The sequence below is a fragment of the Spirosoma horti genome (assembly GCF_054776595.1).
The window spans coordinates 114,475-131,064 of sequence record NZ_BAAHBQ010000002.1 but is presented as its reverse complement, the minus strand read 5'-3'; the positions used below and the strand labels follow the sequence as shown (position 1 = coordinate 131,064).

The 16,590-nt window shown below is 47.6% G+C and carries 19 protein-coding genes; 10 read left to right on the top strand and 9 right to left on the bottom strand.

Going from position 1 to position 16,590, the window contains the following annotated elements:
* The first annotated feature begins 12 nt into the window (after window positions 1–12).
* Together ACYVAM_RS04640 and ACYVAM_RS04635 are read left to right on the top strand one after the other, a co-directional pair.
* Window positions 13–1,191, top strand: coding sequence for an alginate O-acetyltransferase AlgX-related protein (locus ACYVAM_RS04640; protein WP_461064422.1), 1,179 nt, complete (start codon window positions 13–15; stop codon window positions 1,189–1,191).
* Between the two features lie 14 nt (window positions 1,192–1,205).
* Entirely contained in the window at window positions 1,206–2,306 is a 1,101-nt protein-coding gene (locus ACYVAM_RS04635) for an alginate O-acetyltransferase AlgX-related protein (protein WP_461064420.1), read from the top strand.
* 224 nt (window positions 2,307–2,530) lie between these two features.
* Here the strand turns inward: ACYVAM_RS04635 and ACYVAM_RS04630 are convergent, their stop codons facing one another.
* Together ACYVAM_RS04630 and ccsA are read right to left on the bottom strand one after the other, a co-directional pair.
* A complete protein-coding gene (locus ACYVAM_RS04630; protein WP_461064418.1) occupies window positions 2,531–2,677 on the bottom strand; it encodes a CcmD family protein in 147 nt (48 codons plus the stop codon).
* Between the two features lie 28 nt (window positions 2,678–2,705).
* Window positions 2,706–3,470 (bottom strand): cytochrome c biogenesis protein CcsA, encoded by a 765-nt coding sequence (gene ccsA / locus ACYVAM_RS04625; RefSeq protein ID WP_461064416.1) that lies wholly within the window; start codon window positions 3,468–3,470, stop codon window positions 2,706–2,708.
* A 234-nt stretch (window positions 3,471–3,704) separates the two neighbouring features.
* Between ccsA and ACYVAM_RS04620 the strand changes: the two genes are divergently transcribed.
* Entirely contained in the window at window positions 3,705–4,685 is a 981-nt protein-coding gene (locus ACYVAM_RS04620; protein WP_461064414.1) for a helix-turn-helix transcriptional regulator, read from the top strand.
* Window positions 4,686–4,693: 8 nt separating this feature from the next.
* On the opposite strand, the gene ACYVAM_RS04615 is transcribed toward ACYVAM_RS04620, so the two are convergent.
* Complete coding sequence (locus ACYVAM_RS04615; protein WP_461064412.1) at window positions 4,694–5,191, bottom strand: cupin domain-containing protein; 498 nt, start codon at window positions 5,189–5,191, stop codon at window positions 4,694–4,696.
* 473 nt (window positions 5,192–5,664) lie between these two features.
* Here ACYVAM_RS04615 and ACYVAM_RS04610 point away from each other — a divergent pair, with 473 nt between their 5' ends.
* A complete protein-coding gene (locus ACYVAM_RS04610; RefSeq protein WP_461064410.1) occupies window positions 5,665–6,606 on the top strand; it encodes an NAD(P)-dependent alcohol dehydrogenase in 942 nt (313 codons plus the stop codon).
* 235 nt (window positions 6,607–6,841) lie between these two features.
* Here ACYVAM_RS04610 and ACYVAM_RS04605 read toward each other — a convergent pair whose 3' ends face one another.
* Window positions 6,842–7,507, bottom strand: coding sequence for a phosphatidylserine decarboxylase family protein (locus ACYVAM_RS04605; RefSeq protein WP_461064408.1), 666 nt, complete (start codon window positions 7,505–7,507; stop codon window positions 6,842–6,844).
* Between the two features lie 115 nt (window positions 7,508–7,622).
* Window positions 7,623–8,897, bottom strand: coding sequence for a Glu/Leu/Phe/Val family dehydrogenase (locus ACYVAM_RS04600; RefSeq protein ID WP_461064406.1), 1,275 nt, complete (start codon window positions 8,895–8,897; stop codon window positions 7,623–7,625).
* Between the two features lie 333 nt (window positions 8,898–9,230).
* On the opposite strand from ACYVAM_RS04600, the gene ACYVAM_RS04595 reads away from it, so the two are divergent.
* From ACYVAM_RS04595 to ACYVAM_RS04575, 5 genes are all read left to right on the top strand, one after another.
* Complete coding sequence (locus ACYVAM_RS04595; protein ID WP_046578528.1) at window positions 9,231–9,617, top strand: TraR/DksA family transcriptional regulator; 387 nt, start codon at window positions 9,231–9,233, stop codon at window positions 9,615–9,617.
* Between the two features lie 170 nt (window positions 9,618–9,787).
* Window positions 9,788–10,210: a phage holin family protein gene (locus ACYVAM_RS04590; RefSeq protein WP_461064404.1), complete on the top strand. Its 423-nt coding sequence runs from the start codon at window positions 9,788–9,790 to the stop codon at window positions 10,208–10,210.
* Window positions 10,211–10,288: 78 nt separating this feature from the next.
* On the top strand, window positions 10,289–10,819 hold the full coding sequence (locus ACYVAM_RS04585; RefSeq protein ID WP_461064402.1) for a hypothetical protein: 531 nt from the start codon (window positions 10,289–10,291) through the stop codon (window positions 10,817–10,819).
* Window positions 10,773–11,546: a phosphoglycerol geranylgeranyltransferase gene (locus ACYVAM_RS04580; RefSeq protein ID WP_461064400.1), complete on the top strand. Its 774-nt coding sequence runs from the start codon at window positions 10,773–10,775 to the stop codon at window positions 11,544–11,546. The genes ACYVAM_RS04585 and ACYVAM_RS04580 overlap by 47 nt, the downstream gene beginning before the upstream one ends.
* A 3-nt stretch (window positions 11,547–11,549) precedes the next feature.
* Window positions 11,550–11,987, top strand: coding sequence for a hypothetical protein (locus ACYVAM_RS04575; RefSeq protein ID WP_461064398.1), 438 nt, complete (start codon window positions 11,550–11,552; stop codon window positions 11,985–11,987).
* A 74-nt stretch (window positions 11,988–12,061) separates the two neighbouring features.
* On the opposite strand, the gene ACYVAM_RS04570 is transcribed toward ACYVAM_RS04575, so the two are convergent.
* The 3 genes from ACYVAM_RS04570 to ACYVAM_RS04560 form a co-directional block, all read right to left on the bottom strand.
* Window positions 12,062–12,988, bottom strand: coding sequence for an AraC family transcriptional regulator (locus ACYVAM_RS04570; RefSeq protein ID WP_460935381.1), 927 nt, complete (start codon window positions 12,986–12,988; stop codon window positions 12,062–12,064).
* Window positions 12,989–13,161: 173 nt separating this feature from the next.
* A complete protein-coding gene (locus ACYVAM_RS04565; RefSeq protein ID WP_461064396.1) occupies window positions 13,162–14,331 on the bottom strand; it encodes an acyl-CoA dehydrogenase in 1,170 nt (389 codons plus the stop codon).
* 188 nt (window positions 14,332–14,519) lie between these two features.
* Window positions 14,520–14,978, bottom strand: a complete 459-nt coding sequence (locus ACYVAM_RS04560) for a MaoC family dehydratase (protein WP_461064395.1) — start codon at window positions 14,976–14,978, stop codon at window positions 14,520–14,522.
* A 72-nt stretch (window positions 14,979–15,050) separates the two neighbouring features.
* Here ACYVAM_RS04560 and ACYVAM_RS04555 point away from each other — a divergent pair, with 72 nt between their 5' ends.
* On the top strand, window positions 15,051–15,851 hold the full coding sequence (locus tag ACYVAM_RS04555; protein ID WP_461064393.1) for an alpha/beta hydrolase: 801 nt from the start codon (window positions 15,051–15,053) through the stop codon (window positions 15,849–15,851).
* 20 nt (window positions 15,852–15,871) lie between these two features.
* On the opposite strand, the gene ACYVAM_RS04550 is transcribed toward ACYVAM_RS04555, so the two are convergent.
* Window positions 15,872–16,543: a TVP38/TMEM64 family protein gene (locus ACYVAM_RS04550; protein ID WP_461064391.1), complete on the bottom strand. Its 672-nt coding sequence runs from the start codon at window positions 16,541–16,543 to the stop codon at window positions 15,872–15,874.
* Window positions 16,544–16,590 lie beyond the last annotated feature (47 nt).

The following is a 16,590-nucleotide window of genomic DNA, read 5'->3' as shown; positions in this document are numbered from 1 at the left end:
TCAATCCACATCATGATGGTACAACATTCGACCGTACACGATACGCATCAGCCGCTCCACCGCTGGACGCCCCCTACGAAACGACCGCCTTTTAAAGCGACTTTACTAAGCCTTGGCTTCGTACTGCTCCTGATTGTGCCAACGCTCGATCAATGGCTAGGCTTATCCGTAAATTTTAAAAGCCCGGAAAAACGGATTCTGGCTACCTTTCCCGAAGCCCGATTTCCTCATGTTCTCACCTTCATTCAACAGTTTAACACCTATTACAAAGAAAATTTCGGTTGGCGGAATGCCTTGTTTTATCAGTATACCCACTGGAAATACAAGCTTCTGGGAACATCTCCCCTTCCCGACAAGGTTGTAATCGGCAATAACCACTGGTTTTATCCAGGCAACAGCTTGAACCATGTTGCTGACCAGCACCGGGGTTTATGGGTACTTCATCCGGATACGTTAGCCTCCATAGCGCGCCATTTGAGCACGTTTCAGCGTCAGTTAAAGGCACAGGGCGCTACGTTATACATCCTGGTTGCTCCCGACTCTTATTCGATTTATCCGGAGAACTTAGCCAATTATTTGCCGATCAACGCGCATGTGTCTAATTTTGACCGGTTCAAGACGTACATGGGTCAACATACGACCATTCCGATAGTCGATGTGCGCCCGGAATTGATGGCGGCCAAAGCAGACCGGGTTACGTACTATCAGACCGATACGCACTGGAATGAGTACGGCTCGCTGATTGCCACGTTGACGATGGTAAACCGATTGCGGAAAGATTTCCCTAAACTACCCGTAGCCCGGCTAACGGACTATAGGGTCTCGCCGATTCGTGGGGTTGGGGGCGATCTGGTGACAATGCTGGCGCTGAATAGTGAATTTGTTGACTCAATAGCTTATAAAATAAAACCAGCCAAGTTTCTGCTTGCTCAAAACATTGAACAAAAAGAAAACCTCGAGAAGGGGTTGCCTTCTCAACGATTTGTTACAGCCTCAAGCCAGTTGCCCAAGTTGTTGCTCATAGGCGACTCCTTTAGTTTTTCAATGAACCACTCGTTACCGGGTTATTTCCGGGAGTCGTATCTGGTCCGCGATCATACGTGCGACATGAAACTGGTAGAAAAGGAGCGCCCTGACATTGTCGTCTTTGAGATTGTTGAGCGAAACATTGGTTTTCTAGGCCAACTATAGGCCTTAAAAACAACATGAATAGTAGCCGCACTCGTATCGTTGCTGTCATTTTTGCCCTTGTCCTCTTCCTGCCAACCCTCGATCAGGTGCTGGGGTTGTCATCACGGTTTAGCAGCACCGAAAACCGGCAGCTAAAGGGCATGCCTCCCCTGAACTTTCCGCATGTCCGGAGCTTTGTTAAACAGTTCGATCGGTATTACAAAGAAAATTTCGGCTGGCGAAATGCTCTGTTTTATGTCTATAGCCGCTGGAAATTCAACATATTGAAAGAATCGCCTTTGCCCGAGAAGGTAGTGGTGGGCAAAAATGGCTGGCTTTACCTGGGAAACAGCTACAATAAAGTCGTCGATCAGCATCGGGGCTTGCAACCGCTTTCGGCCGATTCGGCACGGCGTATTGCCAGCCACCTGATTCAGCGGCAACAGGAACTAGCCCGACAGGGGGCTAAACTGTACATTTTTGTAGCGCCTGATTCGCATACTATTTATCCGGAATTCCTGCCCGACCATCTGCAACAAAGTGAGAAACCTTCCCGTTTGGATGTCCTTAAACAGGCCATCGCCCAAACAAACCTTCCCTTTATCGATATTCGGGACACCCTCCGGGCCGCCAAACGTGACCATGTTGTTTATTACCAGACCGATACGCACTGGAATGAGTATGGCACGCTGATTGGCTGTGCCAGCCTGCTAGAACGCATTCGGGCTGATCAGCCAGCCATTCCCCCCGTTCGTCTGGCCGATTACCACATCGAGCAGCAGAATGGAGGAGCGGGCGATCTGACTACCATGCTGACGCTGCAAAACGAGCAAAAAGACCCAATCTATTATTACATCAAACCATCACCCGAGCGAATCGGCCGCCAAACGGCGCTTATTCCCAATGAGGCCATCGGGTATCCGTCTACTCGCTTTACCGGGACGGGCTCGGGGCGATTGTTCTTCGTTGGTGATTCATTCAGCCACGGGATGATGAATTACCTACCCGGCTATTTTCGTGAGTCTTATTTTATGCGGGGCAGTAAATTAGACCCCGCCCTGCTAAAAGCCGAGCGGCCAACCGTTGTTGTTATTGAAGTAGTGGAGCGCAATATCTACCAACTGGCCACTTTTTGATTCTTAAGGCAGGTAGCTCGCCTACTTGTCAAAACTGATCTAATGCGAAAAGCACCGTTGATTTTTAGGCTATCAAGTGCCTTACACACAACACATTTGGGTAGTTCTGCGAAAAGGGACGGGGCCGCTCGTGCGGATAGCTTATCATTTGCCTCAAGAAGTGAAAATACTCGTCGGCTATGAGAGCGATTTTTTGAAAACCTGAGGGTCAATCCAATCAGCTGTTAACTATTATTTCGTCGTTTGATTTTGCTGACTCGGTGCCCAATCTTGACTAGATAGCCTAACCAGCCTAATAAAATAATACTCATCACCGCCACGACCACCCATATCTTTCCATCCTGGCGTAATAATTCCGTCAACTGATCCATAAGAGGTTAATTATAAGTCTGGACTATTTTATAAATAGGTTGAGGGTTTAATGGATACCTTTCTTGCTTCATCCTGATCGTCAAGTAACGTTTCCAGCCGACGCAATCTGACCCGAAGCTGCGTAATCCAAAAACCAAGTAAAGTGAAGCCCACAAAAGCCGGTCTGATGATTCGCTTTATTGAACTATCCGCATCATATTGATTGAAACCTGGATTGCCTCCATTGCCTGGATGTAAAGAATCCGTCAATCGAGGCAGGATGAGGATGAGTGGAATAAAAACAGCAAAGGCAAAGATGTTATAAACAGAGGATATCCGCGCACGACGCATCTCATCATCCACTGACCCCCGCAATACAAAATAGGCCAGATACAACAGCATGCCAACAGCTACTCCATTGGTTTTAGGATCATTCGGCCACAAATCACCCCAAGCGAAATAAGCCCAAACCGATCCTGTGATACAGCCTAACACACCGAATAAGAGAGCGGTATTAGCTAACTCGACAGCAATAAGATCATCATCCAACTTGCCCTTTCTTAAATAGCGGATGGAGAAAATAGTCGACGCTAACAGCAGGGTCATCATCGCGATCCAGAGGGGCGGATGAAAGAATGTATTTCGAATGGCTTCGTGTAAAATGGGTAATTTGGGAACGGGGCTCATCAGCCCTGCCAGGAAGACATAGGCCAGAATCAGAATGGTTAAGGCTTTCCACCAGTGTTTAAGCATAAAACGACCACTAATTTTAGAATAGAGTTCTACATACGAGTTTCCTACTGCTAAATACAACCTGTAGTATTAGTAACAACTTACAGTTAAAGTTTTTACCCGTCATCATTTGCCGATAAAACGGCTCATTTAAAAAGCCGACCCATGAAAGCTCATTCGTCTCCAAAAGGAGCGTTTGCATAGAGTACCAAATATTCGTTGACCGGCGTGTGTTTATTTTCACCGTTAAAGCTGTACTTATAAAGTACGATTCTGCCATATTGCTGAACCTTGGCAACACACAGCCCCGTCCTCATGCTATTCAATTTTTACGCCACGCCTGAATTTGACTTTATGACTTACTTTGCCCGTCATATACAGGCAACAGTACAAAACAACCTCCTGGTAATACCTGATCATCTGGGACAGGGGTACGTTCGTAAACTAGCGTTCGGGTCAGACTTCAAAATTACCATCCACCAGTACTGTCTTAAGGAAGACCTGATCATCAAACGCAATACATCCGGCCAGGGAAATGATCTGATCACCGTCTTTTTTTACAATAACGAGCAGGCGCTCCAGATCGCCTTCAATGAAGACACTCAGGTACTGTTTTCTCAACGTGATGAGTCGGCTATCCAGGTTACGTCGAACGATCTCAGTTCAACCATCCGTTTTCCCGCCCACCAAACCATTTTTTATGTAGTTGTTGCCATAAAGCCGGCCCGTTTAACCGAATTATTAGCCGTCAGCCAGCCCAATTCGGTACTGCAGACCATTACCGGCAGTGGTAATTCGTTTCTTTTCTTCGAACGTATGGAAGCGGAGAGCAAGTTACTACTCAAAAACATGGCCGCTGTGGACATGACCAATAGCCTGAGTAATTTTTACATGCAAATCAAGGTGCAGGAGTTACTTTATTTGGTTTTCCATAAGTTGTCCTTACGCGAAAGCGCTACGCATCAAACCATCAACAGCGCCGATGCAGAACGACTCTTGTACATACGCAATGAGATCATCAGCGACCTGAGCGTCCCTCCGCGAATCCGTGAGTTGGCACAGGTCGCTGCGATGAGCGAAACAAAACTGAAACAGCTTTTCAAACAAACGTTTGGCAGTACGATCTACAATTACTACCAGCAAGCCAGAATGGAAGAAGCCGCCTTCCTGTTGAAACAGGGAAAGCATTCCGTTGGCGAGGTGGGTTATGAACTAGGCTTTTCCAACCTGAGTCACTTCAGCCGACTATTTGAGAAGCATTATGGCCTGAATCCGAAGCGGTATTCTTATTCGTAACGCACTGGTTACCCTAAGTAATCGGGAGGGAACACTTGCTGGCCATACTTGGCGGCTATAGCCTGTAGTTGTTTAATGGTTGCTTCATCAAAATGGGGTACAGGCAGGAATTGGCCGGCCGCAACGGGTTGACCGATCTCCTCGAAGAACGTTTCCAGACCAGCGGGTACCACCGTGCAAAGCAGATGGGCTACCTGCCCGCTAGTATTCTTAAAGCCGTGCACCACGCCCCCTTCCGGAATCGTAATAAAAGATCCTTTAGTCGCTGTGTACTTGCCAAACTCAGATTTGACCTCGATTTCTCCTTCGATCACATAGAAGGATTCGTTAAAAGCCGCGTGAGCATGCGGTCCGGGGCCACCGCCGGGAGGGATAAGCATGTCGATAGTAGCAAACGCTCCGCCCGTATCCTCTCCGCTGATCAGGATTCGATAGGTGTCACCAACAACGGAAACGCTTTTGCCCGCTTCGGGGCTCACGGTGAACGGTTTCTTATGATTTTCCATATGAGTTGATTTTAAATACACCACAAATCACGGCCGGCTTTCGATCGAAAAATATTCCGATGGGACAATAAATCAGTCCTACTCGACAAACCAGGTCATACCGTTCACAGCCTCACACAACAATACCACAAGCCCATCTTTCAGCTAACTATTGGATTGCCATACCCTGTCGTATTCGACTATTTTTCCGGCTTTTTGCGCTATTTATAGCTCCCCGGAAAGCCCAACTTTGCTATGACAAAACTAAAACACACGGTAATGAAAAACTTACTAATGCCGCTGGACTTCATGAGGAGGATTAAAAAAACGCTCCCCTAAATGAGGTGGATTATACAACCTTATACACCCCTGGGGCGCGCGGGTACACTGCCTATCCTGAATTGGAAGAATTAGTCACACCCCTGTAGCCCACCATCAGGCCCGGTGCCTTCTTCGGTAACCGGGATTTTGTGCATCTAAAACATAAAAACAACATGAAAAAAGTAATGTATAGCCAGTTTGGCGATGAAAGCGTCCTAGAATTAGTTGAGCAGGAAAGGCCAGATATTGAGAAGGATCAATTATTGATCCGGGTAAAAGCAGTTTCCATTAATCCCCTGGATTGGAAGGTGTATGGGGGAGAAATGAAACTGATGTCGGGCTCTACATTTCCTAAATCGGTAGGTATCGATTTCTCGGGGATTGTCGAACGAACGGGCAGCGCTGTTACACGCTTCAGGGCGGGTGATGCCGTAATGGGATTACTGGATGTATTCAAAGGGGGAGCCCTGTCCGATTACGTTGCCGTCAAAGAGACTGATATTGCCCCGAAACCTATCAATATCTCGTTTGAGGAAGCAGCCGCCCTACCCTTAACCGGGCTGTCAGCTCTGCAAATCATCGATCAACTGACCGCCGTTGGCCCTAACCAGGACGTACTGATCAACGGAGCCACCGGTGGGATTGGCGTATTTGCCGTACAGATTGCCAAAAAACGCGGTGCCCGTGTAACGGCGATTGTCAGCACGAAAGGCGTTGCCGAAGCAAAAAAATTGGGCGCAGATACGGTAGTCGACTACACAAAACAACCTATCAAGCTCCTGAATCAGACGTTCGACGCAGTGATAGACCTGTCCACCAAGCTGTCCTTTACCGAAGCAAAGAGCCTGATGAAGCGAAAAGCCGTCTTTGTCAGTACGCTTCCGTCACCGTTAGGGCTCATTGCCTCATTCATCAATAATATATTCTCCGGCCAGAAACGTAAGATACTGATCGTGAAACCGACCGTTGAAGGACTCAATACGTTAACAAAGCTAGCTGAAGCTGATTTACAGATTGTGCTGGATAAAACCTATCCCTTCACCAACGTCCGGGAAGCCTACCGGGAAGCCAGACGGGGTAAACTGAGTGGAAAATCGGTGATTGTTCTCGACTGACCGCTTGCAGAGATAATGTTGTGGTAAATTCTGTTACAGGTAGCCTTTTGTTCTTCATTAACACTACCCACATTTTCAGGTACGTTCCCGACAACCTACCGGTCGTATTGGTTTGCAATATCCGCAACAAATACGGTCAAACGGCAACGAGTCGTAAGTGGCTAACATCAGGCGTTACGCCCGTATTAACTACTTACGACTCGTTATCTTTTCTTTTCCGGCTTTCTGCCCTCTTTTAACTTGGCAGCTCCGCAATTACGGTGACGCCCCCTTTGGTAACATCCCCAATATTCACTTTAATTTCGGCATCCAGCGGCAGAAACACGTCCACCCGTGAGCCAAATTTTATAAAGCCGAACTCTTCTCCCTGTTTAACGGGCTGGCCCTCTTTCACGTACCAGATTATGCGCCGGGCGACCGCTCCGGCAATTTGCCGAAACAATATGCTCGTCCCATTGGCCGCTTCAACAACAACCGTTGTGCGCTCATTTTCGGTACTCGACTTAGGATGCCAGGCCACCAGATACTTGCCCGGAAAGTACTTGAAATACCGGACAGTCCCCGTGATTGGGTTGCGATTGACGTGTACATTGAGCGGTGACATGAATATGGATACCTGCCGACGGCGGTCCTTAAAATATTCACCCTCCGTAGTTTCCTCGATAACAACAACTTTACCATCGGCCGGGGCCACCACCTGCGTGTCGCCGGTCGTGAGCAGTCGGTTTGGAATACGAAAGAACTGTACGATTAGAACAAACAGGACCAGGCTTATTATCGCTAATAAGAGAATCGCGGTTGAATTATCGGAAAACAAATAATAATACGCGAACAGATTGAGAGCCAGTAAGACCAGCCCCGTCGTAAGCATAATGGTGAAACCTTCGCGGTGTAAGCGCATAAATAAGTTGTATGGTGTATAATCGGGGTTGCCCGTGCGATATGATGTATTGTCAATGCATCAAGTACGAGCAAAATTAGCCATCATACCGTACACATCATACCTTTTATGAAAATCAGTAACCGCCCCGGTATTTGTAGGTGCTGGCAACTTTGTCAATTGCTACGATATAAGCAGCTAAGCGCATGGGCACTTTGTAGCGTTGAGAGGTATCAAATACACGATCGAAGGCATCTTTCATGACCCTGTCGGCCCGCCGGTTTACCCGGTCGAGTGTCCATTTATAGCCGATGCGGTTTTGTACCCATTCAAAATACGATACCGTTACGCCCCCCGCATTGGCCAGAATATCTGGAACAACCAGAATACCTTTGCTATTGATGATCTCATCGGCACTGGCTGAGGTTGGGCCATTGGCACCTTCCACAATCATTTTAGCCTGAATCGAGGCTGCATTATCCTCCGTGATCACGTCCTCTTTGGCGGCTGGCACCAATACATCGACGGCTAGTGAGAGCAATTCTTCATTCGAGATTTTTTCGGCTCCCGCAAATCCTTCCAAGGTGCCTTTGTTGGCGTTCCGATAAGCGACCGCAGCGGTAATATCGATACCATTCTGGTTATAATAGCCCCCCGAAATATCGCTCACGGCAACGACGGTAACGCCCCGCTCATGAAGCAACTCCGCAGCAAATGAACCAACATTACCAAAACCCTGAACGGCTGCCGTTGTCCGGTATGGATTCATCCGCAGTTTGTCCATCGCGGCCAGAGCCGCCACCGTAACGCCCCGCCCTGTTGCTTCTGTACGCCCGAGCGATCCGCCCAATACCAGCGGCTTACCCGTTACAACGTTGTTGACAGTCATTCCTTTGGCCTTCGAGTATTCATCAACGATCCAGGCCATTTCGCGCGGACCTGTGCCCATATCAGGGGCCGGAATGTCGCGGTCAGGTCCGATCACGTCGAGCATCGCTACCGTATATTGCCGGATAAGTCGTTCAATTTCGCCCGCCGACATCTCCCGTGGGTTACAGGCGATTCCGCCTTTCGCGCCACCGTATGGAATATCGACCACGGCGCATTTCCAGGTCATCCAGGCCGCTAAGGCGCGAACCTCGTCGAGGTGAACCGCCGGATCAAGCCGTATTCCTCCTTTGGCGGGGCCCAGAATATTCGAGTGAATAACACGATAGCCTTCGAAAACTTTGATGGCTCCACTATCCATCGTTACGGGTAATCCGACGATGACCTGCCGAGCCGGCACTTTCAGAATATCATACATTTCATCCGAAATACCCACCAGTTTGGCAGCGGCATCGAAACGCGACATCATTGACTGAAGTGGATTCTCTTTGTCTTTTATTGGAGCTGGTTCAATATATCCCATGTCTTTACTTTTACTTCTTTTTTAGAAACAAATTTGGCTGTGAAGTGTCTTGCAAACTTAGCAAATCAAAAGCCATATTGTGAAAGGTCTACTTTTTCTAAGATTAATGTAATATTAACAAACCATACAATCATTCATAATTTGTTTTCACTACAGTATAGTTTATCCTTCGGAAGTTTCTAGACCATAGATTAATTTGCCAAATTGAAAAATGTCAATTTAGTGAATTTTCAAAAAAAACAGACCTTCTAAAAATTGTTCATTGAAATAATGATGACAAAGCATTAATTTTGTGCCCAAATAAGGTACACACCATTTAATGTAGTACTTGATATGCTTCAGGAAGAGAAAAAACGTTATTCAGAAGAGGATCTGAAAGAGTTCGAAAAGCTGATCGGTCAGAAACTCGATGATACTCGGAGTGAGTTGAACTACATAAAAGAATCGCTCAGCAAACGAAACGATAGCGGCACGGATAATACATCCGGTAATTCAAAATTACTGGAAGATGGTGCCGATACCAGCGAACGCGAAAACTTGAGTCAGTTAGCTGCCCGGCTTCAAAAATTTATTCAGCAACTGGATGCGGCTATGGTGCGCATCAAAAACGGAACGTACGGTGTCTGTAAGGATACGGGTAAACTGATTCCGAAAGAGCGGCTACGGGCTGTTCCCCATACGCAACAGACCATCGAAGCTAAGTTGCGGCAATCAAAATAATAACTTCTTATTCTGGTTGGTAAACGTAATTAATTCAGCCTTCACTCCAGGCGGTTTTAAAACGGCTACGGCACATAATGTGCCGTAGCCGTTTTATTTTCCTCACATTTTCAAACAAAATGAGTATTTTATGGTAAATACGGCATATAGAAATTTAATTAGCTGAAATCATGTTCGAACGCCTGGAAGAAATTCGGGAAAATATATTCCGTTATTTGGAAGCCCGCATCGAGCTATTTACACTGGAGAGCCGGGGAAAACTTGAAGAAGGTGTGGTGGTAGCCGTACATAGTATTGTACTGGCCCTTCTGGGAACCATGACCCTTATTTTCTTATTCAGCCTGTTAGCTGCTTACCTGAACGAAGTAACCAATAGCAAGTATCTTGGCTTTTTGATTGTCGCGGGCTTTTTTCTGCTTTTGACGGTGATCTGGCTGGCAGCTAAAGATTTCTTTAAATCAAAAATTCGGGTAGCCGCCTACAGCGCCCTGAAAAAAAGTCAGGAGAAAAAAGTGGTAGAAAAATCAGAAGCAGTTGAAGAGCTTATGGCCCAGACGCGCTCCTCGATGAGTGATGGTGGAACCGCCCGGTAACACAGCGTAACCCCACTGATAAACAGGATTAAACTCAAAACAAATCGATTCATTTTTTCGAATCAAGGACAAACGACAATGGAAGACCCTAAAGTACCCTTTGCCGATACGACGGCTCGGCGAGCTCAGTTGATGGCCGCTACAGAGCGCTTTAAAAGCTCTATTTCTGACAATGTTGATGCCATAAAAGGCGATGCAACTGAAGTTGGTAAAACAGCAGTGTTTGTAGCGGGTGCTGCTTTAGCCGTATATTTGGTTGTCAATGCCATTCTGCCCAAATCTGACGAGTACCGGTATGCCGAAAAATATGGCGAACCGGACGACGAAGATTATGATTATGATGAAAGCGACGAGGATGACGAATACCATCCCCATCCGTCAAATCAAAAAGCAATCAGGCAGAAGGCGGAAAAAGTGCAGAAGTCAGCAGCCGCAAGCGGGTTGATTGGTGGTCTGATCACATCGGTACTTACCAACATCGCTCGCGAGCAGCTAACCGGATTTTTAGCCCGCATACGTACGAATAATGCCATCAATCCAACCGCAGAGCCAACCCAATACCATGAACAGGCGTCCACAGAGCCTGTTGACTACACTACGGGAGTATAGGCTATCTGGCCAAAAAGCATTTGCTGTTCTGCTCGATCCGGATAAGATCGAGCAGAACGCGTTTTCTGAATTACTTGCCCGCACGGCAACTTATCCCGTTGATTTCTTTCTGGTTGGTGGTAGTCTGGTAACGGATTATTCGCACAAAGAAGTCATTGCGGCCATACGTCGTCAATCGACAACGCCCATCATTCTGTTCCCTGGTAATCCGTTACACATCGAATCTTCAGCGGATGCCATTTTCTTCTTATCCCTTATTTCAGGACGTAATCCGGATTTTTTAATTGGTCAGCACGTCATTGCAGCACCCCTGCTCAAAAAGAGTGGACTGGAAATTCTGCCAACCGGTTATATGGTCGTCGATAGTGGCACCCAGACGACGGTTTCTTACATTAGCGGCACCATGCCGCTTCCGCACGATAAACCCGGTGTAGCGGCCTGTACGGCCATGGCCGGCGAAATGCTGGGTCTGCAACTGATGTATCTGGATGCAGGCAGTGGCGCCCGCAAGCCCGTATCGGCCGACATGATTGCGGCCGTTCGCAGCGTTGTCGATGTACCGATCATTGTGGGTGGTGGAATCAACTCCGGCGAAAAGGCCTACCAGGCAATGAAAGCAGGTGCCGACTTGATCGTTGTTGGCAATGGAATTGAGCAAGATCCGGATTTATTACCTCAACTATCGACGGTCGTCCAGGAGTTTAACAAGTCAGTTGTACAAGCTTAATTTATGAAACGTTCCGTCTCAACGCTATTGCTGCTGATTACGACAGCCCTTAGCCCGTTTTTCGTGGGCACCCGTGCTTTTGCTCAAACCAGAAATGAAAAGGTTTATACCGTTCCCGAACGTCAGCCCGAATTTCCGGGCGGAAAAGCCGCACTAAGCACTTATCTGGCCGAAACGATCCGCGTACCAAACTCAGTAGCCAAGAAGAGTTATGATACGGGCCCGATAGCCGCCAAATTCATCATCGACGAACTCGGCTATGTGCATGATATTCGAATCACGATGAAGCCGCAGGATAAGAAAACGCTGAAAAGCCTGGAAGGCTTCATGACTAACATTATTTCGGCCATTGAAAAGATGCCCCGCTGGGAACCCGGTGAAGTGGGCGGCAAACACGTAGCGGTGTTTTATACCCTTCCTATTGAAATAAGTCTGCAATAATCAGTAAACACAAAGTGGCTGACGAATGAGCAAGTTAAGTTGCCCACGTCAGCCACTTTGTGTTTTTTACCTACTTATACGTTCATGAGTGACTCCCGACGGCGCATTTTCCCGGCCGGAATACCAAACATCATCTTGAACCGGCGGCAGAAGTAAGCCGTATCTTTATAGCCTACCTCGGCACCAATGGCCCGAATACTCTTCTTACTTGTGCGTAATAACCCAACGGCGGCTTCCATCCGTTGATATTCGATGTAATCTTGCGGGTTGATACCGGTCAGCATCTTGAAATACTGGCCTACATAATCTTCCGACACGTTGGCAACGTTGGCCAGTACCTTGTTCGACAGGTCGCCACCGAGGTTTTCTTTGATATAGGCAAAGATGTCGATCAGGCGTGGGTCTTTAAAATACGTACTGTTGGTAACGAGTTGCTCGACGAACAGGTGGTTTTTCAAAATATACCGAACCACCTCAATAACGATCTCTTCGGTTTTGATCTTAATAATCCGCCCTTTACCAGCCAGATCGGTCATTTCTTCCGCCAGAATCTGGTCGATCGTCGTTGCCAGATGCTCCTCCCGTTTGATGATAAACGGCGGCACATCGAGTGAGTTGAAGAAGTTGACTGAGTCGAAGACTTTTGCTTCAAACGACACATACCCAAACGAGTTTGGCAAATGGCCAATCAATTTAGGGTCGTGGTTGCCTTCCCAATATGACTCCCGATGCGTCATGAATTCCTCATTAGAGACAATTTTGGGGTTTGTCGGGTCGCCGTAGGTAACCGTAACGTGTTTGCCACCCGGAATGAACAGCATATCACCCACCTCTACTTTTATTTTTTCATCGCCAATGGATACATCACCGTTGAATAAAATAAGTAGCGTGTTCTCAACATCATAGAAATTTTTGATGGTGATTGGTTGTAAAATCCGAATGTTGCGGGCCTTGATAAACTTCACGCCCAGCGATTCGATTATTTTATTATAGTCTTCCATAGCCGAAAGGTGTGTCTCCCTAGATTGTGTTCGTGCGTAAAGTTGCACAAAACTAATAATTTGTACAAAACTAATACAAGTATAAAAGTTTCCAAATAATAAAAAAAATAGTGCGTATTCGCATCGAACACGCACTACACCTTTAGAAAAATTCTATTTTACCAAGAAAAGACTCAGCGGACGAGCTCCCTGGCTATCACTAGTTTTTGTATTTCAGATGTACCTTCATAAATCTGAGTAATTTTTGCATCCCGCATTAACCGTTCTACATGGAATTCTTTTACATAACCGTAGCCGCCATGAATCTGCACAGCCTCTGTTGTTGCCCACATGGCCACATCGGAGGCAAACAACTTAGCCATGGCGGCAGCCTGTACGTAATCTTTATGCTCATCTTTCAGGCGGGCGGCTTTGTAAACTAGCAGGCGAGCGGCCTCAATTTTAGTGGCCATCTCAGCCAGTTTGAACTGAATCGCCTGATGATCAAAAATTTGCTTTCCGAAGGCTTTCCGTTCTTGGCTATACTTCAGGGCCAGTTCATACGCGCCCGCTGCAATACCCAGCGCCTGTGCGGCTATACCAATGCGCCCACCATTGAGGGTCGACATGGCAAATTTGAACCCAAAACCGTCTTCGCCAATACGGTTTTCTTTTGGTACATGCACATCCGTAAACAGGAGCGAATGCGTGTCCGACGCCCGGATACCCATTTTATCCTCTTTCTTGCCGACCACAAAACCAGGCGTTCCTTTCTCAATAATCAGACAGTTGATTCCCCGGTGTTTTTTCTCCCGGTCTGTCTGGGCAATGACCAGACAAATGCCTGACGAACCACCATTTGTGATCCAGTTCTTAGTCCCGTTCACCAAATAATAGTCGCCTTTGTCTTCAGCAGTTGTCGCTTGTGAGGTAGCATCCGAACCCGCTTCGGGCTCCGACAAACAAAAGGCCCCCAGGGTTTCGCCCGTGGCCAGTCGTGTTAGATAGTTGCGCTTTTGCTCTTCGGTGCCATACGCTTCCAGACCGAAACAGACCAGCGAGTTATTGACTGACATGACAACGGAGGCTGAAGCATCGATTTTAGAAATCTCTTCCATCGCCAGCACATACGCAACGGTGTCCATACCGCCCCCGCCATACTCTGGCGATACCATCATGCCTAAAAAGCCAAGTTCGCCCATGCGTTTGACTTGCTGAGCCGGAAACCGAGCTTCGTTGTCGCGCTCGACAATGCCGGGCAACAATTCATTTTGGGCAAAGTCACGAGCAGCCTCCTGAACAGCCAAGTGCTCCTCTGACAAATTAAAATTCAATCCCTGTAAGTCCAGCGTTGCCGTTGCCATCTGAATTGTGTTTAATTACCGTTATCGTTTGTTGAGAAAGTGACCAGAACACAACCGTTTGTAGTTCTCGGGATGTAGATAAGACCCACAATGCATCCTCATCCGTTGTAATTCATAAACATTGTGTTCTGTTGACTAGTGTAAAAGTAAGAAAAAATAGGCAGATAGTATGCGCGCATACTATCTGCCTAGTCCAATAAAAGTATGACCAATTCGGCAATACAAGCCGGTTTATCGACGCCCTCTAGGCTAAATATACACGAAATGGTAGCCCGAACGCTATTAACTTGAGGTTCAACCCGCTGCAAATGAGCAGACATGCGCAAACGGCTGCCCACTGGAACAGCATTTGTGAACCGTATTTTGTTAGCTCCGTAGTTAATGCCCATCTTCACCGACTCAACCCGGTAGAGTTCAGCCAGTAACTTAGGGGCCAGCGAAAGTGTCAGAAACCCGTGTGCAATGGTCGATTTGTAGGGTGATTCGCGCGCAGCGCGGTCCGCATCGGTATGAATCCACTGATGATCGCCGGTAGCCTCAGCGAAAAGATTAACCATTTCCTGTGTGATGATCAAGTAATCTGTCTCACCGAGCGATTGACCGACATGAGCCGAAAAATGCGATAGATCCGTGAATGTGGTTACCATACGGGTGCTTTATGATGAATAAGAACAACCGGCTGAACTTGTTCAGCGGCCCTTGTGCTTAATTAGTTGTGTATGCAAAAAGCCGACAACGTCGATAAATTTTCGTTTGAAGATAGCCAAATTACGTACCAGAAAGTTGGGAACGGCCCAAGCGTTTTGCTGGCGTTTCACGGCTTCGGCCAGGACCGAACCGCGTTTAGTCCTCTCGAAACGGCCATAAGCAACCGATTCACACTTTATTCAATTGATCTGTTTTTTCATGGCAATAGCCGCTATACGGGAACGGGCCTGCTGACCAAAACCAACTGGAGCCGATTGATCGATCATTTCTTACGGGCACAGGCCATCGACCGGTTTTCACTAATAGGATTTAGTCTGGGCGGGCGGTTTGCGCTGGCAACTGCCGAAGCTCTTGCAGATCGGCTTGACCAGCTCCTGCTCATTGCTCCCGACGGCATTACCGTCAACCGCTGGTATTGGCTGGCAACAGACTCCCGACTGGGGCGCTGGCTGTTTCGGTACACCTTGCGCCATTTATCGATGCTTACCTCCCTGGGCCATGCCCTTACTACGGCAGGTCTGCTCAACCGGACAGCCATGCGGTTCGCCGAAATTTCGCTTGCTACACCCGAACAACGCATGCTGGTCTATAAGAGCTGGACTCAGTTTCGCCAGATTCATTCAGACATGAAACTAGTTGCTAAGCTATTGAGTGATCAATCTGTACGAATCCGTTTTTTTACCGGAGCCTTTGACCGGATTGTTCCCGGCTCGTATCTTTTCCCCCTTACCAAACAACTTAGACACTACGAGCTAACCGTGTTCAAAACGGGGCACAATCGCTTAATTGAGTTTATGGCAGAACAGCTTTGATTGGCAACCGACCGGATTTATCATTTGAGAGACCGTTGGACAACTTGCCAGAGTCCGGCAATGGAGACAACAATTAAGCCAATGATAACGATTTGCGTCCAGGTACTTTGATTTGGATTTTCCAGTAGCGCTTTAATTTCGCGGGCTTCATGTCCAGACCAGATGGCAATCAGGGTGCGGGGCGTCATTCCCAGGAAACCACCCAGTACGATATTTTTCAGCTTTGCCCCCGACAGCGCGAAGAGCAGGTTGGTCAGGCCAAATGGGAGAATGGGCGATAGTTTGGCGAAAAAGATAACCTCCAGTTCGTTGTTCAAAATACGGTCCAGCACGGATTGTGCTTTGGGATTCCGGCTCAGGAAAGCCAGGAACCGGTCATGATCGAGCCAGCGAACGAGAAGATTGATGAACAGAATACCGCCGAAATTGATCACAAAAAGTGGCAATACCGCGTTCCAGCCCAGAAAATAGCCAAATATCAGCGCCAGCATCGTGGGCGGAGTAAGCCCGGCTGAAGTAATTGAACAAACAATCGTAATAATCGCCCACTGCCAGCCCGTAAAGCTGGCAATAGTAGCCTCGTGAACTACCGCATAGTAGGTCAGCAGGGATGTAAAAACGATAGGTGTTACCGACAAAGCAAGACCCGCGAGGGCCGGACCGGTAAGCGATTTAGGAATGGCGAACTTCACACTCTATCAAACGGGGAAAAGGTACTTGTGGTTTGACTTGTCTGGCC